This is a genomic window from Acidianus brierleyi (assembly GCF_003201835.2).
GTDB classification, from domain to species: domain Archaea; phylum Thermoproteota; class Thermoprotei_A; order Sulfolobales; family Sulfolobaceae; genus Aramenus; species Aramenus brierleyi.
The window spans coordinates 2,158,668-2,177,860 of sequence record NZ_CP029289.2; the positions used below are offsets into that span (position 1 = coordinate 2,158,668).

Sequence of the window (19,193 nt, forward strand, 5' to 3'; positions counted from 1 at the left end):
ATAGGAGTTTTTAAATTTAAGTAATATTAATGGACGGTTTAAATCAGTATTCAAAATTATTTTTAGCATTTTCGAGTTTAGGCCATTTTTTATCTTTTTCTGACAGTATCTTTTCTTCTACTGGCCATGGAATTTTTAATATAGGGTCATTCCATAAAATTCCTGCTTCATGTTGAGGAGAATATTCGCCGTTTGTTATAAAATATACTACATGAGACTTTTCTATAGCCTGGAATCCGTGTGCAAAGCCTGGTGGTATCCAAAGGAGTTTTCCTGGAGTTAGCTCATATGCTACAAATTTACCATACCAAGGAGAACCTTTCCTTATATCTACTGCTACATCATAAATTTTGCCTGAAACTACTGTAACAAGTTTTCCCTGAGCTTTAGGATTAATTTGATAATGCAATCCTCTTATTACTCCTCTTATTGAAAACGAATGATTTACTTGAATTATTTCAGGAATAAATTCTAATTCGTCCTTCTTGAACATTTCAACGAAAAATCCTCTTCCATCAGTATATATTTCGCTTTCTATATATTTTATATCAGGAATTTCTGTTTCAGTTATTTTAAATGGCATTTTTTATTAACCTTCTTATTCCCTCATCTAAGCTTAGATCCACATCTATAAATTTCTTTGCCTTTGAAGAATCTAAAGAAGAATCCAATGGCCTCTTGGCAAGCCATTTCATGTCCTTGAATTTGACTCTATTTATTAAAGAAGGATCTAATGAAGATTCTTCAGCAATTTTTATGGCTAAATTATACCTAGATACTCTTTCGCTTGCTACGTTTATTATCCCAGTACGTCTTTGAAATATTAGTTCTACTATTGCTTCTGCCAGTTGTGAGGCATGAATAGGAGAATAGTACATGTCATCTACGGCATTTATTTGCTTGCCTTGCTTTAGTGAGTTAAGAACTAGAAGTGGAAAATTATTCTTATTATTACTATAAACTCCAGAAGTCCTTACTATTAGAGAGTAATCATAAGATATGGTATAAGCGTCCCCTAAAAGCTTTGTTAAACCATAATAGTTCAAGGGATTAGGTAAGTCGTTCTCAGAATAATTACCTTTTTCTCCATCAAAAACATAATCTGTAGAAATTTGAATAAAATATGATTTAACAACTGACGCTGCTCTGATCATATGCCTTACTGATTCTGCATTTATTTTCATAGATTTTTCCTTAGATCTTTCACATTCGTCTACGTCAGTCATAGCTGCGGCATTAATTATTGTTTCAGGCCTAAGTTTTATTATAGCGTCTTCAATTTCAAGAGGATTTTCAAGGTCTATCTTAATTCCTTGGATTTGCTTTTTATTAAAGGTCATTACGGCATTTTTCACTCTTTTACCTAACTCTTGACCTAATTGTCCAGATCCTCCAAAGATTAGTGTTACCATGGTACCTCACTTCTGAAGAACTCATCTCCCAAAAGTGGAGTCCACCACCATTGGTTATTTAAATACCATTCAACTGTTTTCTTTAATCCTTCTTCTAGCGGTATTGTTTTGTATTCTAACTTAGTATTTTTCATTGAATATAATTTATCATGACCAGGCCTATCCTTTACGTACTTTATTAATGGTTTTTTACCTAGAATTTTTCCTATCTCGTCTATAATCTCTATATTAGTTCTTCTCTGTCCTCCTGGGACATTATATATTTCTCCTTTTTTACCCTCTTGCATTATCTTTTTTATTATTTTTGCAGTATCTTCTACAAAAATCCAGTCTCTTTCTTGTTTTCCGTCTCCATAAACAGGTATTTCCATATTTTTTAGAATTCTTATAATAGTCTTTGGAATTAATTTTTCAGGAAATTGTCTAGGTCCATAATTATTTGATGGCCTTATTATCAGGGCGTTTACTCCATATGTTCTAATGTAAGAATGGATAAACATATCTCCAGATGCTTTAGATGCAGAATAAGGTGAAGACGGTTTTAAAGGAAAATCTTCAGTGGAATTCTCTTGTTCTCCATATACTTCATCAGTAGAAATATGAACTAATTTTAAATCATATTTTCTTGCTACTTCAAGTAAATTTATAACTCCTTTAACGTTTGTATCAAGAAATATGAATGGGTCTACTATAGATCTGTCTACGTGACTTTCTGCTGCGAAATTTACTATAGTATCCACATGATTTTCCTTAACGGCTTTCTCAATTTCTTGGAAATTCCTAATATCTCCTTTGATAAATAAATGTTTAACGTCTTTTAGATTTTCTAATCTTCCAGCATAAGTTAGGGCATCAAAGACTAAAGGATTATCAATCTCTCTAACGAATGCCGATCCTATAAATCCTGCTCCTCCAGTTATCATTATCATTTTTTATACCTCTACAATAGAATTTTCTCCAACTATAATTTTTCTTCCTGAAGGTAATCCGTCTTTTTTAGATATTTTAGCCTTCTCTCCTACTATAGAATCTATTATAGAAACGTTACTAATTTGTGCTTCATCCATTATAAGAGAATTCGATATTTCCGAATTTTCTATTATACAGTTATCTCCTATAGTAGTATAAGGACCTATGAATGAGTTTTTGATTACAGAATTTCTACCAATATATACTGGTCCTCTTACTGTGGAATTCTCTATAATACAGTTTTCAGCTTTTACTCTACCTTCTATTTTGCCTGAGATTTTCCCTATTATTTCGCGTTCCAAAAATCTGTCAAGAAGTATCATATTAGCCTCAAGTAAATCCTCTGGAGTTCCAGTATCTTTCCACCAACCTTCTACTATACTATAGTTAACTTCCTTTCCTTCGTTAAGTAGTTCTTGGATAGCATCAGTTATTTCTAATTCTCCTCTCCAACTAGGCTTAATTTTTTCAATAGAATTAAAAATACTTGGAGTAAATGCATATACTCCTACTAATGCTAAATCAGATATAAACTCCTTTGGCTTCTCTACTAGTTTTATTACTTTTCCTTCATTTATTACAGCTACACCAAATCTATTAGGATTATTTACTTTAGCAAGAAGTATAGAAGCTTCACCATTAAAATTTATCAAATTTTTAAGACCGTCAAGCACTACGTTATCTCCTAAATACACAACAAATCTATCGTTACCTACAAAGTCTTTAGCCTTATAAATCGCATCAGCTAGACCAAAGGCTTCTCCTTGATAAATATATGTTACGTTTATATCAAAAACAGATCCGTCTCCATAGAATTCTACTACTTTTTCTGGATGATTATTTCCTAGTATTATAGCAAAATCTCTTATTCCTAAATCTCTAAGAGATAATATACCCCATAGCGAAACTGGTTTACCTGCTATCTTAAGCAACTGTTTTGGTCCAGTATGCGTTAATGGTCTAAGTCTTGTTCCTTGACCACCGTGAAGAATAACAGCTTTCATTAATTGATTAAAAGAGCGCAAATATAAAAATTTGAAATATAGTAATGCCAATATAATTCAGCATATCTCTAATATTGCGTAAAAATTTAATATATTATTTTCACTTACTCTCTTTTATAATTTTAAATATTATAGTTATGATACCTTAATGCTTAACTATTTTAAAAGTTTTTCAAAAATTGACGATTTATTCTACAAAATTTTTAGATAGATATATGAGCAAATATATAATTTATTATATAAATGTTTAAAGAGAATAAACATTGTTTACTTTATAAAGTAAAAAATTTAATATATTAGATTGCTAACTTAAAAGTTCTTTCCAAAATTTTCATTATTATTAGATTTATTTAATCAGATGTATAAAGTCTATTTGATCATATATGAATTCGAAAAAAGTAGTTATGTCGATAGCATTCGTATTAATTTTAGTTAGTGCAGTTTCATCTGTATATCTCTTATCATCTACATCAATAACTGAACAATCTCCTCAAAATAGTGCTCACAATTCATATGCTTGGATATCTGCATCTCAAGTAACTCCAGGAAAATGGATAAAAATAACTAATCAAGATTTCGCGCCCGCAAATAAAACTGAGGTATTCCTAGATGGCTGGATAGGATGCCATGTAGCAGCTATGGATTCATGGCTAATATATTACGTTTTATCTCATTATGGGGTAAACTTCACTTATGAGTTTCATACATCAGATCCTTATAGAGTTCCACCTAATGTTCCAGGATTAATATTCGAAGGATACAAGGCACCTAAGAATTCTCCTATAATGTTTGACTGGATATATATGTATAATGAATACCTAAATGAGACTACATTACCAACTCCAGAGCCAATGAATTACACAATAAGCCCAAGTATAGCGACCTATGACGGATTAATGGAATTAAAAGACTTCGCACCACAATGGATATATAATATAGCCATAACATATAACGTTCCGATAGTAGGTCAATTTAAATCTCCACCTCACGTAGTAACCATGTTAGTAGTTACAGGACCTAATGGCACATGGTTATTGCTGGGACCATCATATCCTCCATCTGCAATAGCCAAATTAACTCCAGAACAAGTAATGGAAGATTTACTAACTCAGAGTAATCCAGAACTAATGCAGGCAATTTATCAATTTTGGCAAGTTTTAAATGAATCTATGGGAAAACCAGTTACTATAACAGTTAGCCAACAACAAGAGGAAATAACATATTTACATGGATTTGGATTCACCACATATTACCTATCTAATACTCCAAGCATAAGTACTGGTCCATCTTCATGGAATATGTATGCTAATAGTCCAAATAGAAATCCAGTATTTTCCGGAAATCTAGATGTCAACTGGATATATCAACAAATGAACGCTTTTCAGTATGGAAACATAACAGCCTGGGAACAAGATACAAAAATGCTAGGATCTGAATTTGGTTCAGGATATGAACAAGCGGCTGGTGATGCTGTAGGTCCATCATTTGCTAACGGAATAGTTTACGTTGGTTCAGATAGCGGACAGCTATATGCCATAAATGCGCAAACTGGAAACGCGATATGGATATTGAGTACGCCTGCAGCAGTAATAATGTCGGAACCAGTAGTTTACCATGGCATGATTTATGTAGGATTAGGTCCAGCTACTTTCACGTATGAACAAGGTAAATTAAACGCATACGGTGGTGGACATAGAGGATTGTATACTGGATTAACTGGTTTGCTAGCAGTAAATGCTAGTGATGGAATACCGAAATGGATATTCTTAACTAAATCTCAAGCAATGCCCACTGCAGTTGCATATAATGGAATGGTAATGTTTGATGATGGAGACGGAAACGTGTACGCATTAAATGCTACTAATGGAAACTTAATATGGAATTACTCTTATGATGGAAGTGCCAATATGGCAAGTTTAGATTTATATGTAGGGAACAATTATGCATTATTAATAACAGCGTTCTCTCCAGGTTATCCTGTTAATATGTCTGCAATTGTTGCATTATACGTTAACAATGGAACACCTGCATATGTTCTTAAAGTGCCCTTTGCATATGGTTCTTCAGTAGGTGATGCAGTACCAGCAGTATATGGACAATATTTAGTAGATAGTTTCATGGGTTATCCGGTATATCATGGCGTTTATTTAAATCAAATATACGTTAGGCAAGTGTTATTAGTAGCTAATGTTACTAACGGAAATATATTATACGTTGAAAATATAACTGGATATGGTCATCCAGGTGACGATAATAATGGCTTTAGTCCACTAGTATATAATGGAATTATTTACGTACCTTCTCATATAAATAGAACCGTAGCAGCATTCAATTTAACCTCTGGTAAATTAATATGGATATCTCCACAGATGAAGCATGCATCATTAGCTGATCAGCCAGTTTACTATGATGGGTATATAATAGTGCCAGATTTTGATCATTTTGCAGTACTTAACGCTGCTAATGGAGACTTAGTTAACAAGTATTATGTTGGAGTAGATCTAGGTAAGGATCAGCCAATAATAGTAGGAAATACTATAATAGACTCATCAATATTTGATTATGTAATAGCTCTTCCTATAAGTCAAGTGATTTAAATTCTCTAATTTAGATTTTTATTTTAAAACTATTTTTGGTTTAAATGGTTTAGGTTCTGGAAGTTTTAAATAAAATATTGAAGCTAAAATTCTTAAAACGCCTACACCTAACATTAATAACCTTATGGAATCTATTCCTGCTATTGACGTAAAATATTCTGCAAGTATTGAGCCTATACTAGAGCCTATTAGATCTCCTAAACCACCTATTGCACTATATATTCCCACAGATCTCTTTACATCACTTGAAGAATCATAGAGGTAAGACATATAAGCTGTAGAATTAACTGAATTAGTAAATCCCGCAACTACATTAGCTAAATATATTTCATATACCGACGTTGACAGCGCATACGCTAAAGGAAAAGTTGCTAATGCGAGTCTTCCAGTAAACATCATAATTTTTCTGTTTTTGTCTACTAATTTTCCTATTTTTCTTTGTAACAAAAGCGTAGATGAGCCAGAAATTACGCTGATAATGGCAACTTCGCTAAAATTCATCTTAAAGACATACACTTGTGCCATGGGGAAGAGTGGCCATGCTAAAGACCAAACTATATTGAAAAGGAAGGATATTAAAAGATAATCTTTCAATTCTCTAGATATATTTATTTTAATTGTATTTTTTACTTCGTAATCTACATCAAATTTAGTAGATATAACGCCATCAAGTAATGTGAGTACGCCAGCAATAATAAAGAAATATCTTATTAGCGAGAATCTCTCTCCTACTATAAATCCTGTTATTAATGTAGCTATAAGTCCTCCAAAAGTAGAATAAAAAGAATATTGAGCTAATATTTTTCCTCTGGATGTTAAACTAACTTTTTCCATTATTAAATACCAACCAAATATAGATATTCCCATAGAAGCGTCAAGAGCCAAGTAAACTATAGTGAAAAAAATGCTAAAAGGGACTATCGATAAGACTAACCATAATATACCAGTTAGAAATGTTCCAAAACTAACTAACGTTTTTGCTCTAGCTTTAACATAACCTAAAAAGAATTGTACTACTGAAGGTAAGACTGTTCCTGCAGAAGATATTAAACCCAATTGCTCTCCTATAAGTCCGTAAGCCGCAGAGACAAAGGAAATAAATGGTTGTACTAATTCTAACGAAAAGTTCTTTAAAATAATGTAAGTCCGCAGAGGTTTCATTCTACTTTCTCTTAAGGCTTCTTCCTTATAATTATTATATTCCTAAATTAGCGAAGAAAAATTTATTAAGTGAATTTTTAAAAGTCAGTTATAAATTAAGTTATAAAGTAATCTATATTTACTTTACTAATCGCATCATCAATTTCTTTTAATATATTCTCTTCTAATTTCCATCCTATACTTTCAATATTCTCTTTTAAATGATTGATTTTTGAGGTATTAAATATTGGAAAGACATTCTCCTTATTAAGTAACCAATTCAATACTATCTGAGCTAAAGTCTTTCCTGTTTCTTTAGAGATTCTCTCCAACTCCCCTAGTAAAGGTTCTAAAGACGAAATATATTCTTGTCTTGCTAAATAATACCACCTAAATTCGTCTCTAACTTCTTTTCTACCTATTAGATAACCTAAACCTAAAGAATCATAAGCCAATAGAGGAATATTTTCTTTTTTCATATAAGGATATATTTCTTTTTCTACATCTCTAAAAAGCAGATTATAATGCAGTTCATTAGCAGCCACATCAGTTTTTGAAAGATATTCTCTGAATTCTTTCATTAAAGGTAGGGAAAAGTTACTTAATCCTACGTATCTTACTTTTCCTTCCTCATATAATTTTTCTAGTGCTTTAGCAGTTTCCCTAATAGGGACATAAGAATTTGGCCAATGCACTAAATATAGATCTATATAATTGACATTTAGTCTTCTTAAACTTCCTTCTGCAGCTCTTAATACGTCGTTATATCTTAGATGATTTTCGGAAACTTTAGTTATAATAAAAATATCTTCTCTCCTAATTTCCTTAATTATCTCACCTAAAATTCTCTCAGACTCTCCATTACCGTAAGTTTCCGCAGTATCTATAGCGTTAATTCCTAAGTTAATCGCCTCTTTAATTATCTTTTTTGAATCTTCTCTAGTAACCATAGTTTTAGTTCCGAACTCCCAAGATCCTAAAATTAGAGGAAAAATTTTTTCCTTTGTCCATCCAAACTCCATACTATAATTACTATTTCGTATCATTAAATCTATCTAGATAATATTCTACTTCTCTGCATAACTCTTATAATTCCTTAAAAATAATTTACAATGATGAATATACTCATAATTCTTAATCGGTCTACAGGCAAAGCTGTAATTTTCCTCCTATATTTAATCTCAAGGTTATTATCAATACCTTGGTTTTATCAGTTTCTTTATTACCTATTTACTTTCCCTGACGCTAGTTTCTCTGGTTTCTTTATAAATCTTGGTTTAATACCCCTATTATTTATTGTTCTAATAATAGTGGCCATTATAAAACTGATCCTAAAAATCAAACATAAAAATTGATTATACATTTTTTAGATAAGGTTATGTATACTACATTTTTCAGTAGGAAGTTTTATAATATCATTCACTGCGTTTATACACGCGTAGTAAAAATGAAAGTAAACGAATTAAAGCCTCGTGCAGGGGCAAGTGTAACTGTAAAGGTAGTAAGTGTAGGAGAACCCAAACAGGTTATGAACAAGGATGGGTCAACTCATAACGTTGCCGATGTATTAGTCGGCGATGAGACTGGATCTATCCTTTTCAGTCTTTGGGATGATAATATAAGCAAAGTAGCAACAGGAGATGTTTTAGATATAACAAACGGTTACGTATCAATAGTAAGAGGATCAATGAGATTAACATTAGGTAGAGACGGAAAAATGGAAAAAAGTACAAAGACTATAGAAAATGTGAATACTGAGAATAACTTATCCAATAAAACAGTAGAAGATACAAGATACGGCGGCTATAGAAGAAGCGGCGGAAATTTCAGGAAAAGATTCTAAACTTTTGTAACCATAATTAAAATTTAATTTTCATTTTTTAGTGCTTATCTATTCTATCATTATTAATCTAGAAAGGCTTATATTTTAGGCTAGAGAGTTTATATCAATGAAAGCGATAGTAGTAAAACCAAGCAGTAAAGGAGTAGAAGTAAGAGATGTAAATGAGAAAGAAGTGCAGAATTTTGGAAGGGTAAAAGTTAGGATTATAGAAAATGGAATATGCGGTACTGATAGAGAAATTGTACAAGGAAAAATGACATCCGCAAGGGCTCCTCAAGGTAGAGATTGGTTAGTTTTAGGTCATGAGGCCTTAGGAGTAGTTGAAGAACCTTTTGGAGAATTTAAGGTAAACGATGTGGTTATGCCAGTAAATAGAAGAGGATGCGGAAAATGTAATAATTGTCTAATGGGTAGAGCAGATCATTGTGAAACTGGGGAATTTGTTGAAGCAGGAATAAGCGATATGGACGGATTTATGAGGGAATATTATTATGATGATCCGAAATACTTAGTTAAGGTTCCCAAAGGTATAGAAGATATAGCCATATTAGCACAACCTCTTTCTGACTTAGAAAAATCAGTAAATGAGATAATAAAAGTTCAAGAAAGAGTTTATTGGACATGTAATGATGGTACATTCTCATGTAGGAGAGCTCTTGTTATAGGTAGTGGGCCTATAGGGATTTTGGTATCAATGCTTTTAAGATCCCATTCTTTTCAAGTTATTGTAGCAAATAGGAGAGAACCAACAGAAATAGAGGATCAAATATTTCAAGAGATAGGTGCAGAATACTTTAATTCAGCAAAAGGTTATACAGAGCTTAAAGGAAGATTTGACGTAATATTTAATGCGTCTACTGCTCCTCCAACAGTAATAGAGGACATAATACCGTTTTTGAATTATAACGGTGTTTTAGGACTTTTCGGATTTCCACCATCAGGAGAAATGAAGCTTAGTTTTCAAGAAATTCAGAGACTGTCTTTAAAAGGTGTAGCGATATTAGGATTGGCAAATGGACAAAAACCTCACTTTGAGGAAGCAATGAGACATTTGTCACAGTGGAAAATAACTTGGCCAAAAACTACAAATAAACTTATAACCAGAACAGTACATGTTGACGAAGCGCCTAAAGTTCTTTCTTTCAAAGAAGAGAATGAAATAAAAGTTAAAATTAGATGGTAAAACTGATAAGACATTTCTTTTTGTAGTAAATTTTAGTTCAAATTTTTAATCTTTACAATCATTATTATTTTATGACATTTTTATTATCTGCCACATATGATATCGTTCCAGAGAAAGATAGTATATTACCTCCATTAACGTCAAAGGTACCTAAATATATTCTAGAAAAATCACCATCTATATCTCCTTTAATTCGAAATAAGACTAAGTATAAGGGATTGACAATTTCTCCCTTAAAAAGAGATGGACAGTATCTTTATTCTATTCCAAACTCTCCAGTAAATGTAGCAAAATCTGGTACGAAAATGTCATTTCATCTCTCATTTTCCACTCAAGATATAGACCCAAGTATTTTTTATATAGACGAAATTCAAGATACTCCTTATGGAAAATTTTATATTACGCTTAATCAAATAGAAGTAAAAGAGATGATAAATCTTAGTTTTAAAATTAATGATTTCTTTGTAATACGGTTTGAAACTCCAACCTTATTATCGAACAAATATATGCTTCCTCCTCCATTAAAAAGAAAAAATATTAAAGCAATGAATAAGCTTATTCCTCAACCTTCTCTAATATTTTCGTTTCTTACTAGTTTATGGAACTCCATTGCTGAACCTAAGGAAAAGATAATAAAAGGAGACTTAGATTGGACTCCATACATGATAGGCAGAATATCTGATGTTATTTTTACAGAGCTGGGATATTCTATTAAACCTATTACAGTAATTTTAGGAAAAGATAGTCACGATAATCTAAGAGAAGCTAGGGGCTTTATAGGTTGGACAAAGTATAAAGTTACTCATTATAGAAATTATATTAGAATTATGGAACGTCTGTTAGGATTAGCATCAATAATGGGTATAGGAAGATCTAGAGGAATTGGTTTAGGTATAGTTAAAATACTAAACCAAGGGCAAAAAGTTTTAACTTGAATATATTTTATTACTTACTATTGCTGCATATTTATATATTTTCTTATCATTCTCACTAATATTGGAGTTAATTAAACTATTTAGTTCTCTATTTGAAATATAAAGAAGTTCCTCCCTTCTTTTAGATCCCATAAGTACCTCGTATATTAAATTTGATACTTGTATTGAAAAGCTCCTCGTAGAACTATCAGGATTTAGAGCATCTGCTGCTATATCTCTTAACATGTAAGAAATGTTTTCATAAAAAATCTTATTTTCAAGAATTTTTTTAACTCCTATGCTATATCCGCTTACAACAGACGCAGTACTCATTCCTCCAGCGTCAGAAATTACATACATTCTAGATTGATCTATTATCGCGTTTGTACTCACCATTTTATACGTAAGCCATAAAGTAAACGCAGTTAAAGGTTGAAATCCAGGAATATAATCTATTCCTTTTAAAAGGTCCGGTATAACTGTAAAACTATAATCAATATCCTGTGGAAATAAATGTATTCCTACTCTCTCTCCTCTAGAAAATGGTGCAACTCCTAACCTAGTTAAAGTCCATCCTACCACTGATAACATGACATATGAAGGTTCGATTTTAATATCGTTTTTCCTATTTCCAACGTAACCTGGATACCTTCCAAATTCGTATAATTCTGGTTTTATGAAAGATAAAGCAGAAACTTTTTCACATTTCTTTTCCTCTGGAGTTATTTTCTCTAAGATTTCTGAAAGATTAGAGTCTGGGGGTATATTAAAACATTTTAAAACTGACTGGAAAGGTTTCTTATCGTTTCCACTCATTGGTAACAACATGACGCGTTTTTTAGTTCTCTTTTGTATAGAATCTTCTTTAGCTTTCGCTATTTGATATGCTATATTAGAAACGTTTTTTACTTCTTCATCCGATATCTCTATTTCGTCCTTAAGTCTTCGTGAGCCTTTAGCCAGCGAAGCTACTGCTATTATATAATTATCTCCAAATATATCGTAGAGTTTAACTCTCATTTTCCATCTCCTCAAGAGATTTTATAAACCTACTTTTAGCTTTGGATCCTTCATCTACGGACCTTTGTTCATTACTGTCCAGATTATCTCCTACTATTAGTGGAGCTAAAAGAAAAATATATCCCTTTGCTATATTCTTCTTCATAGAAAAGGCTTTTAGCCATTCTACCATTAGCTGAAAATCTCTCATTTCATAATCATTTACATTCAGTTTTCCATCTATTATTCCTTCCATATCTCTATCAAATTCGTTAATTAACACTTCCCCATATTTCTTTAGATAGAGCATTTCTTTCCTTAAATTTACCTCTGATATTGTATGAATTCCTCTAATAGCGTTTAAATGATTCATAATCGTAAGGACTGACCAAAATTTTATAATTTCATTATTCCAATTATTTTTAAAGAGAAATACAGATCCTCCTATTTCATGATAAATAAAAGTCGTAGTTTTTCCAATTGGTTTACATTCATCGTCAAATTGCCTTTGATAGTACTCCGCAGCTTTTCCTATATCGTGGAAGGCTGTTAGGAAAATTGTAAGTTTTTTCAATTGTTTCCAGTCAATATCATATATCTTAGATAATCTCTTACTAGCTACAATAAAATATTGATTATTAAATATCTTTTCCACTTTGTTTACTGCACCTTTAGAATGGTCAATCAAAGTCTGGTTAGAAAATGCACAAGGTTTCATAATATACCACCTGTTTCGTCATATCCCTTTATTACTATTCCATCAATTCCTTTCTTTAAGAAATATATTGAAATACAATCTCTTCTTGGAATAGCATCTAAATATTCTTCCTTTCCATCTTTTATCACTTTTTTATTGCTTTCTAATTCTTTTAATGCTTCCTCCTCCGTTAGAGGAATTGCACAATTTACTGAATAGCATCCAGGCGGAAAACCCATTACCAGTGATACCTCCCTAGTAAGATTACATTCCTCCTCTATGAGATCCCTTGAAGTTAATGAGAACAATACATTATCATCTATTAATTCAAGTGACTTCAATAACATTGGGTTTAGATCGCTGTGTCCTTTTGAAACCGACATTAAACTTTGGTCTATTGATCCTCTTTTTCTAATTTCATTTAATGTTTCATTAACTTCGTCTCTATCATATACGTAGCCTCTAAATGGAAAAATTATAACCTCACCGTACCCTCCATAACGAGCTACTCTTCCAGCCCTTTGGATAATACTTGACGCTGGTGCAGCCTCAGTAATTAATCTATCAAATGATTTATCTATTCCAGCCTCTATAACTTGAGTGGAAATTACTAAATTATAATCATCAATAGATTCTATTTTTTTAGTCCTATCAATTTTATTGAATTTACTATGTAGAAGAAGAGGATTAAAATGTTTAAGAATTTTGTAAGCTTCTATCGCATCTTTTCTAGTATTAAAAACTATTAATGTCTTCTTATTTTTATCTATTGGGAATTTTTCTACGAGCTGGTTAATGGTTAGTTTCTCGTCATCTATAAAGTCCATACTTATCTTTCTTTCAATAGAAAAATCGTTAGCATTTACTTCACATAAATTTCCGTTTATTTCAAGTTCCTTCTTTATAAGTCCCTTAATATTTTCAGAAAGAGTGGCAGTCATAATTATAAAAGGTACACCTAAATCGTTTAAAGCCCTTAAAGAAGCTATGGTAGAAGTAAGAGGCCTACCCTCTTCTGAGAAAAGATGGAATTCATCAAATATCACTATCGAAGAATATATCATAGCTCTAGGAATCTCAAAATGAGAACCATTTCCTTTTATTACTCTTTTTATTTCTGCAACTGGTACTTTAAACAAATTGAGAATAAATGTATCAAGAGTAGTAATGTTTACTTTCTTTAAAAAATATGGGGAATCGGTAAAATCCATATCTTGGGCAGCTATCTCTCTTTTATCTATTCCCAATTTTTCAGAATTTTTTAGTAATTTTCTATACAAATCTTGAACTATACTCCTAAGGGGCAAAACATGAATTACCCTATCAAAGACTTCATTTCCTTTAATTGCTGCTAACGCTAAGACTTCAGTCATTGTAGTCTTTCCATATCCAGTAGGTGCAGTAAAAATTACAGATTTCCCCTCTTCTATTTTCTTAATTGTATCTTCAATACCAGATCTTCTTGAAAAATTCAAAGCGTTTATAGTATAATTATAATAATCCATTAAATTAGTTAACGACGACGATTTCTCCTCCAACATCGTAAGCCTCCTCCGCTTCTACTTTTGCTTCCACGGAATACAAAGGAAAAGAGGATATGGGCACTGCATACGTTTTCTTTTCTCCTTCCTCTCCCCATGTCTGACCTCCTTCCCAAAAATCTATATATTTTATGAATGGTGAAGCATCGTGTTTGACTGTAGCTGGAAAATAATATTTTGTAGTAACTCTACCTGAAACTTTTTTTGCTTTTCCAATCTCAACATTTTCTACACTAACTATTCCTTCCTTAGAGCCTATCCTAATTATGGACCAACTTAATTTCTCTAGTTCTTGAGGTTGAATCTTATCTGTAATGAATACTACTATCATTTCTCCATTTGGAGAATATATTTTCCCAGTAGGAACAATATTGTATCTATATGCCTTCTCTTTTCTTCTTTCAGGTCTTTGGAAATACGTTACAACGTTCCTGACTATATCCTCTATATAAATTCCTGCAGAATTATCCTCATATCTAGCTGCAGCTATTATGTTATCGAAGTTTTTAGCAGGGCTACATGTTTTCCCTCCAATTTTTACTAGATCTTTTCCCCTGAATTTGCCATATGATAGGGCGCCTATAAGGGTTGTAGGAGGAGGAAGTAATAAACCAGATTTCGATTTAGAGGATAATGGAGAAACTACAGAGAATCCCCAGTGAAATTTTATGTATACCTTAGAATAAAAAAATTCACTCATTATTTTCACTAAGTGATGATATTAGGTCTTCTGGACTATTTACTACAGTAGCTTTTCCTACATCAATACCTTCTTTATTTATGGCGTATATTGACGTAGAACTACCGTTCAATATTGTTTTTGCTCTCTCTATCCTTTCAGACGTTAATTTAATGTAATCTTCTGAATGTCCAGGCTCTGGAATAAATGGAAAATCACTCACCGTAACTACTGCAGATTTTAGTTCTATTGATGGCAAAAATCTAGATCTCTTTCCTCCAAAATATCCAGTCATTATTGAATAAAGTGCATTTATAGCCACCTTTCTCCTTTGATCTTTAGTTTTAACTAGCTCATCTTCTTTGTCTACTTTCTCTCCATAGTTAGAAGGAATCCCTATGAATTCATCGTCTAATGAAAAACTTAAAGTGTAAAGAGCAGATCCAACTTCCACGTTAAATATAGCCTGTTTCTCTTTGGAGCTAACTACGGAATATCTAACGTGAAATTGAGCTTCTAATTGTGCAGGTATCTCGTCTTTAGATAGGACTGGAATCATGTAACCTACCATAAACTTAGAAGATCTCCTTACAGGATATTTACCAGCATACATAAATCCTCCAATATCTGCTACAACGTCTTTAAGCATTACGTCTACCTCGAATCTTCTTGCATCATTGTCAGATTTTGGTGGATTTATTCCTTCTTCTTTTAGCGTATCATCGTCTGAGAATTTTATAAGCTCCCCTTGGTAAGTTTTTAAAGATACGGGTAATCCATTTTTTTTAGCTAAATCGGCTACAGCCATTTGATATGCATGGGCAATCGATTCTCCAGAGATTGCTGGAACATATCTTACAACGTATCCGCCATCAGATGTCCGTACAACTACTGGAGCTGTTCTATGTCTTGTTAAGTTACCTACTGATTCTACTCCATTGAGAGACTCGACGTTTATTAAAAATCTCAAACTTCCAGAAATCATTGATTCCCACCTAATTTTGCTTGATTTACAATAGACATAGCTATGGCGCCTGCTTTTCTTGCATTATAAATATCTTTCTCGACCTCTAGTAGGAAATTCTCTATATCTGAAGTTGTTGGCAAATATCCATAAATTGAGAGCATTTTCTCTCCTTTTATAGATATTATAGGATGGTCATCCTTTTTATTTTGGAAAATATCTCCCTTAGAAATTCCACTTTCAATAATTCTTTGAGAATCATTTAAAACTTTAGTTATAGCTTCCTTTGATAAAGCATTTGCAATTCTGTCTATGAGCGTTGGAGAGTCCGTATATAAAGACGATGTTGCCAAAAGGTTAGCTATTCTTTTCAACACACCTTCATCCATGAGAGATAATTATATAAAGAAATATATAAGCTTTTATGATATTTGGTGATGAAAGTCTTTTCAGAATTATGAAAAATTATTATATATACTAATGAATATTTCTCCTTTTTTAGTTAGAGAAAGCTGTTCTCCCTCTTTCTTTATATAATAATTATCTACTAATTTATTCACCTTCCTCCACGCAGTAGTTACTGGTATTTTTACTCTTCGTGAAATTTCAGACACACTTTTTTCACCTTCATGAATAGCTAAAAGTATTTTAACGTCGTCCTCCTCAAAATCTTTCCTTACCATTTCATCTATTCTCCAAGAAATTACTCCCTCTAGACTCTCAGCTTCAACCTCAATTTCAGCATTTAAATCAAGAATTAAGAAAGCTGATAGAATTTCCAAATTCACAATTCTCATACCACTAGAAAGACTCAGAACAAACGAAGTATATTTAGAAGACTTAATCCATTTGGAAATAGAGGAGACTGAAGATACGTAATCCAGATAATTTATTTCAAGAATATTTAACTGTACTGATACTTCTTTAAGTAAATTATTAAAAGAGTCAATTGCCTTCTTTACTTTCTCATTATCTCCCAAAGGTTTAACTAGTAAAACTCCAGATATTTGCGATCTACCTCTCCGTAGAAAGGCTCTCAGCAAAAACTTTTCCTCAAAACCAACAGAAGAAACTAAAAGAGACATGATTTAATTAATAAAAGAAGAAAAATAAGCTTGATGCTATAAAATGCTTTGCTTAATGGTTGGATTTTACTAAGCCTTAGACTGGATCAAGATAAATTCTAAACTTAAGTTTGATTAAAATATGTTAACATTTTTCCTGAGGAAATTGAAGTAAATCATAAAGCATGAAAGAGGATAGTAAATAATAATTTTATTTTACTACAGTATGTTTTATGGAAAGATATCTCTGGATCTCCTTTATTCTATTGGCTTTAGGAATAATATTTGACGGAATTTTAATTCTATTCTTTATATTCTCAATATTAGCCCTTATTACAATATCGTTAAAAAGAAAAGAAGTATTTAGACTATTTTTATCAGCAATGCTAATAGGCTTCATTTTCGAAAAGATTGGAGTATCTACCGGTATACCTTTTGGTCATTATTATTACAATTTTCCACCCTACATTCTAGGAGTTCCAATATTCGTAATTTTTGCATGGGGAATTATCTCATTTATATCTTATTTGCCCATAATGCAATTCCCAAAATATCTAAAAATAATATTATTCCCATTAATGATGGTAATAATTGACCTATCTGTAGATCCAATCATGGTTTCAGCCCACTATTGGACATGGGAATATTCGTCATTAAACTGGTTCGGAATACCTTTAACAAATTTTTTAGGGTGGTATATAGTATCTATGATTATTATCATTTTTAATTTATTTAAGATGAAAGAAAATAAAATACAGACAAATCCCTTTCCAATAATTTATTTTCTGTTTTCTCTAAAATTCTTCATTTTCGCAAAACTAAAATTGTTAGAACCCTTACTTATTGCCACAATTATTTCTTTATTAATGACAATTTTAATATTCTATATTTCGAAAAGAATTCAGCCAATTTGATAACAAGCAAAACTTAACAAAAACTCTTTCACTTCACAAGAATATAATCCATTACCTTTAAATTTGTTATTGTTTTTGGACCGGTTAAATTATATTAGATCTTGGACGTTAGATCAAGTAAGTTCTAAATCTATCGATTGATTAAAAGTAAGTTTAATATTATTTATGAAAATAAAGTAGCATATAAAACAAATTTATTATAGTTTTATTGAAAAATCTCTTATGTCTATTATTTTAACCAGATATTATTACTTCTATAACTTAATCATATTTACTATTAATAATATTTAATTTTATAACAATTATTTTTATATATTATATTAATTTATTATAAATTAATTTTATGATTGCTAAATATCTATTAAATTTTCTATAAAATCATGAAATTAAAATTAAAATATAATTTTTTTAAAAAATACTACTATCCAGAGATTTTAAATATCATCAATACAAGATTTACCAATGACTAAGATTTGTCCAGTTTGTGGCAAAGAAAACGATGATAATGCTCAGTTTTGCGTTAATTGCAATTACGATTTTTCCTCACCTCCTCCAGTTCCAACACCTTCTCCTTCAAATTCTTCAAAATTCCCTAAGAAAATTATAGGAATAGCCGCAATCATAATAATTATAATAGCTGCAATCATTTTTTTACCTTCATTTTTCCACCATCCAACTTATACGGAAGCCTCGGCTGCAGAAAAAGCATATGGAGGAAAATGGATAGTTAACACTACTTACAGCGGGACTGAAATAATAAATTCTAATAATACTGTATCAATAAAATTCTTAAATGGAACTTCAACAGTGCTAACAGTAAATTCTACGGGCTTAGCCGGTACCAAGGCCTTAATAATGATACTAACACAAAAGAATTCCACAAATTATATTGAGTTAGCCGACATAAATTTCACCAATACCACAGTAGCATCAAAATATTTCTCATTCTTCTACACATCAATAGAGGAAGAGTCGTCTTTCACCAACATGAGTATTAATAATGCAACATACCAGAACTATAAACTAGTATATATTGCAGGAGGATCAGTAAAAACGGTTTATGGCATATATCCCGTTCCTAGTATTGCAATGGCTATTCATGGATCAAATGTAATCACTTTAAGAATAAACGGATTTTCGTCTAATTTAAGCCAAATAGTCGACTTATTAAAACCATTAATTTAGACATTATATATTTTATATTTATTTTTCAATTTTAGTTTTCGACATGATTTATGACAATCACACTTTCAACTCTATGAAAGATTAACGG

19 protein-coding genes and 1 CRISPR repeat array (1 of these 20 only partly in view) are annotated in these 19,193 nt (G+C 31.5%); of the genes, 6 read left to right on the forward strand and 13 right to left on the reverse strand.

Going from position 1 to position 19,193, the window contains the following annotated elements; all coding sequences use genetic code 11:
• Positions 1-43: 43 nt before the first annotated feature.
• The 4 genes from rfbC to DFR85_RS27900 are packed head-to-tail and all read right to left on the reverse strand — an operon-like array spanning position 44 to position 3,385.
• Entirely contained in the window at positions 44-583 is a 540-nt protein-coding gene (rfbC, locus tag DFR85_RS27885; RefSeq protein WP_110271100.1) for a dTDP-4-dehydrorhamnose 3,5-epimerase, read from the reverse strand.
• On the reverse strand, positions 573-1,412 hold the full coding sequence (locus DFR85_RS27890) for an SDR family oxidoreductase (RefSeq protein WP_110271101.1): 840 nt from the start codon (positions 1,410-1,412) through the stop codon (positions 573-575). The genes rfbC and DFR85_RS27890 overlap by 11 nt, the downstream gene beginning before the upstream one ends.
• Entirely contained in the window at positions 1,406-2,341 is a 936-nt protein-coding gene (gene rfbB / locus DFR85_RS27895; RefSeq protein WP_246252885.1) for a dTDP-glucose 4,6-dehydratase, read from the reverse strand. The genes DFR85_RS27890 and rfbB overlap by 7 nt, the downstream gene beginning before the upstream one ends.
• Positions 2,342-2,344: 3 nt before the next feature.
• Entirely contained in the window at positions 2,345-3,385 is a 1,041-nt protein-coding gene (locus DFR85_RS27900; RefSeq protein ID WP_110271102.1) for a glucose-1-phosphate thymidylyltransferase, read from the reverse strand.
• A gap of 383 nt (positions 3,386-3,768) precedes the next feature.
• Here DFR85_RS27900 and DFR85_RS27905 point away from each other — a divergent pair, with 383 nt between their 5' ends.
• Positions 3,769-5,982 carry a DUF929 family protein gene (locus DFR85_RS27905; RefSeq protein ID WP_110271103.1) on the forward strand — a complete coding sequence of 738 codons (2,214 nt, stop codon included), beginning with the start codon at positions 3,769-3,771 and terminating at the stop codon, positions 5,980-5,982.
• Positions 5,983-6,000: 18 nt separating this feature from the next.
• Here the strand turns inward: DFR85_RS27905 and DFR85_RS27910 are convergent, their stop codons facing one another.
• Positions 6,001-7,143 carry an MFS transporter gene (locus DFR85_RS27910; protein ID WP_110271104.1) on the reverse strand — a complete coding sequence of 381 codons (1,143 nt, stop codon included), beginning with the start codon at positions 7,141-7,143 and terminating at the stop codon, positions 6,001-6,003.
• Positions 7,144-7,238: 95 nt separating this feature from the next.
• A complete protein-coding gene (locus tag DFR85_RS27915; protein ID WP_110271105.1) occupies positions 7,239-8,144 on the reverse strand; it encodes an aldo/keto reductase in 906 nt (301 codons plus the stop codon).
• Positions 8,145-8,569: 425 nt separating this feature from the next.
• Between DFR85_RS27915 and DFR85_RS27920 the strand changes: the two genes are divergently transcribed.
• From DFR85_RS27920 to cas6, 3 genes are all read left to right on the forward strand, one after another.
• Positions 8,570-8,965, forward strand: a complete 396-nt coding sequence (locus DFR85_RS27920) for a single stranded DNA-binding domain-containing protein (RefSeq protein ID WP_110271106.1) — start codon at positions 8,570-8,572, stop codon at positions 8,963-8,965.
• Positions 8,966-9,071: 106 nt separating this feature from the next.
• On the forward strand, positions 9,072-10,148 hold the full coding sequence (locus DFR85_RS27925) for a glucose 1-dehydrogenase (RefSeq protein WP_110271107.1): 1,077 nt from the start codon (positions 9,072-9,074) through the stop codon (positions 10,146-10,148).
• A 71-nt stretch (positions 10,149-10,219) separates the two neighbouring features.
• Positions 10,220-11,083: a CRISPR system precrRNA processing endoribonuclease RAMP protein Cas6 gene (gene cas6 / locus DFR85_RS27930; RefSeq protein WP_110271108.1), complete on the forward strand. Its 864-nt coding sequence runs from the start codon at positions 10,220-10,222 to the stop codon at positions 11,081-11,083.
• Here the strand turns inward: cas6 and csaX are convergent.
• The 7 genes from csaX to csa3 all read right to left on the reverse strand — a co-directional run bounded on the left by csaX (position 11,075) and on the right by csa3 (position 17,027).
• Positions 11,075-12,082: a type I-A CRISPR-associated protein CsaX gene (csaX, locus tag DFR85_RS27935; protein ID WP_110271109.1), complete on the reverse strand. Its 1,008-nt coding sequence runs from the start codon at positions 12,080-12,082 to the stop codon at positions 11,075-11,077. The genes cas6 and csaX overlap by 9 nt on opposite strands.
• Positions 12,072-12,779 (reverse strand): CRISPR-associated endonuclease Cas3'', encoded by a 708-nt coding sequence (locus DFR85_RS27940; protein WP_110271110.1) that lies wholly within the window; start codon positions 12,777-12,779, stop codon positions 12,072-12,074. The genes csaX and DFR85_RS27940 overlap by 11 nt, the downstream gene beginning before the upstream one ends.
• Positions 12,776-14,299 carry a CRISPR-associated helicase Cas3' gene (cas3, locus tag DFR85_RS27945; protein WP_110271111.1) on the reverse strand — a complete coding sequence of 508 codons (1,524 nt, stop codon included), beginning with the start codon at positions 14,297-14,299 and terminating at the stop codon, positions 12,776-12,778. The genes DFR85_RS27940 and cas3 overlap by 4 nt, the downstream gene beginning before the upstream one ends.
• Positions 14,268-14,999 carry a type I-A CRISPR-associated protein Cas5a gene (gene cas5a / locus DFR85_RS27950; protein ID WP_110271896.1) on the reverse strand — a complete coding sequence of 244 codons (732 nt, stop codon included), beginning with the start codon at positions 14,997-14,999 and terminating at the stop codon, positions 14,268-14,270. Before cas5a ends, cas3 begins: the two co-directional genes overlap by 32 nt.
• Entirely contained in the window at positions 14,992-15,963 is a 972-nt protein-coding gene (gene cas7a, locus DFR85_RS27955; RefSeq protein ID WP_110271112.1) for a type I-A CRISPR-associated protein Cas7/Csa2, read from the reverse strand. The genes cas5a and cas7a overlap by 8 nt, the downstream gene beginning before the upstream one ends.
• The gene (gene csa5, locus DFR85_RS27960; RefSeq protein WP_110271113.1) at positions 15,960-16,331 is read right to left on the reverse strand and encodes a type I-A CRISPR-associated protein Csa5; all 372 of its coding nucleotides are present in this window, start codon (positions 16,329-16,331) and stop codon (positions 15,960-15,962) included. The genes cas7a and csa5 overlap by 4 nt, the downstream gene beginning before the upstream one ends.
• 66 nt (positions 16,332-16,397) lie before the next feature.
• Complete coding sequence (gene csa3, locus DFR85_RS27965) at positions 16,398-17,027, reverse strand: CRISPR-associated CARF protein Csa3 (protein WP_110271114.1); 630 nt, start codon at positions 17,025-17,027, stop codon at positions 16,398-16,400.
• A gap of 212 nt (positions 17,028-17,239) precedes the next feature.
• On the opposite strand from csa3, the gene DFR85_RS27970 reads away from it, so the two are divergent.
• Both DFR85_RS27970 and DFR85_RS27975 read left to right on the forward strand, forming a co-directional pair.
• Positions 17,240-17,920 (forward strand): carotenoid biosynthesis protein, encoded by a 681-nt coding sequence (locus DFR85_RS27970; RefSeq protein ID WP_110271115.1) that lies wholly within the window; start codon positions 17,240-17,242, stop codon positions 17,918-17,920.
• Between the two features lie 462 nt (positions 17,921-18,382).
• On the forward strand, positions 18,383-19,105 hold the full coding sequence (locus DFR85_RS27975) for a zinc ribbon domain-containing protein (RefSeq protein ID WP_110271116.1): 723 nt from the start codon (positions 18,383-18,385) through the stop codon (positions 19,103-19,105).
• A gap of 62 nt (positions 19,106-19,167) precedes the next feature.
• Positions 19,168-19,193: direct repeats of the CRISPR family, unit length 24 nt; it runs 1,665 nt beyond the window's last position.

Excerpts from the sequence above, each read along its gene's own strand:
- rfbC (WP_110271100.1), bottom strand. The coding sequence starts at position 583 with ATGCCATTTAAAATAACTGAAACAGAAATTCCTGATATAAAATATATA.
- DFR85_RS27890 (WP_110271101.1), bottom strand. The coding sequence starts at position 1,412 with ATGGTAACACTAATCTTTGGAGGATCTGGACAATTAGGTCAAGAGTTA.
- rfbB (WP_246252885.1), bottom strand. The coding sequence starts at position 2,341 with ATGATAATGATAACTGGAGGAGCAGGATTTATAGGATCGGCATTCGTT.
- DFR85_RS27900 (WP_110271102.1), bottom strand. The coding sequence starts at position 3,385 with ATGAAAGCTGTTATTCTTCACGGTGGTCAAGGAACAAGACTTAGACCA.
- DFR85_RS27905 (WP_110271103.1), top strand. The coding sequence starts at position 3,769 with ATGAATTCGAAAAAAGTAGTTATGTCGATAGCATTCGTATTAATTTTA.
- DFR85_RS27910 (WP_110271104.1), bottom strand. The coding sequence starts at position 7,143 with ATGAAACCTCTGCGGACTTACATTATTTTAAAGAACTTTTCGTTAGAA.
- DFR85_RS27915 (WP_110271105.1), bottom strand. The coding sequence starts at position 8,144 with ATGGAGTTTGGATGGACAAAGGAAAAAATTTTTCCTCTAATTTTAGGA.
- DFR85_RS27920 (WP_110271106.1), top strand. The coding sequence starts at position 8,570 with ATGAAAGTAAACGAATTAAAGCCTCGTGCAGGGGCAAGTGTAACTGTA.
- DFR85_RS27925 (WP_110271107.1), top strand. The coding sequence starts at position 9,072 with ATGAAAGCGATAGTAGTAAAACCAAGCAGTAAAGGAGTAGAAGTAAGA.
- cas6 (WP_110271108.1), top strand. The coding sequence starts at position 10,220 with ATGACATTTTTATTATCTGCCACATATGATATCGTTCCAGAGAAAGAT.
- csaX (WP_110271109.1), bottom strand. The coding sequence starts at position 12,082 with ATGAGAGTTAAACTCTACGATATATTTGGAGATAATTATATAATAGCA.
- DFR85_RS27940 (WP_110271110.1), bottom strand. The coding sequence starts at position 12,779 with ATGAAACCTTGTGCATTTTCTAACCAGACTTTGATTGACCATTCTAAA.
- cas3 (WP_110271111.1), bottom strand. The coding sequence starts at position 14,299 with ATGTTGGAGGAGAAATCGTCGTCGTTAACTAATTTAATGGATTATTAT.
- cas5a (WP_110271896.1), bottom strand. The coding sequence starts at position 14,999 with ATGAGTGAATTTTTTTATTCTAAGGTATACATAAAATTTCACTGGGGA.
- cas7a (WP_110271112.1), bottom strand. The coding sequence starts at position 15,963 with ATGATTTCTGGAAGTTTGAGATTTTTAATAAACGTCGAGTCTCTCAAT.
- csa5 (WP_110271113.1), bottom strand. The coding sequence starts at position 16,331 with ATGGATGAAGGTGTGTTGAAAAGAATAGCTAACCTTTTGGCAACATCG.
- csa3 (WP_110271114.1), bottom strand. The coding sequence starts at position 17,027 with ATGTCTCTTTTAGTTTCTTCTGTTGGTTTTGAGGAAAAGTTTTTGCTG.
- DFR85_RS27970 (WP_110271115.1), top strand. The coding sequence starts at position 17,240 with ATGGAAAGATATCTCTGGATCTCCTTTATTCTATTGGCTTTAGGAATA.
- DFR85_RS27975 (WP_110271116.1), top strand. The coding sequence starts at position 18,383 with ATGACTAAGATTTGTCCAGTTTGTGGCAAAGAAAACGATGATAATGCT.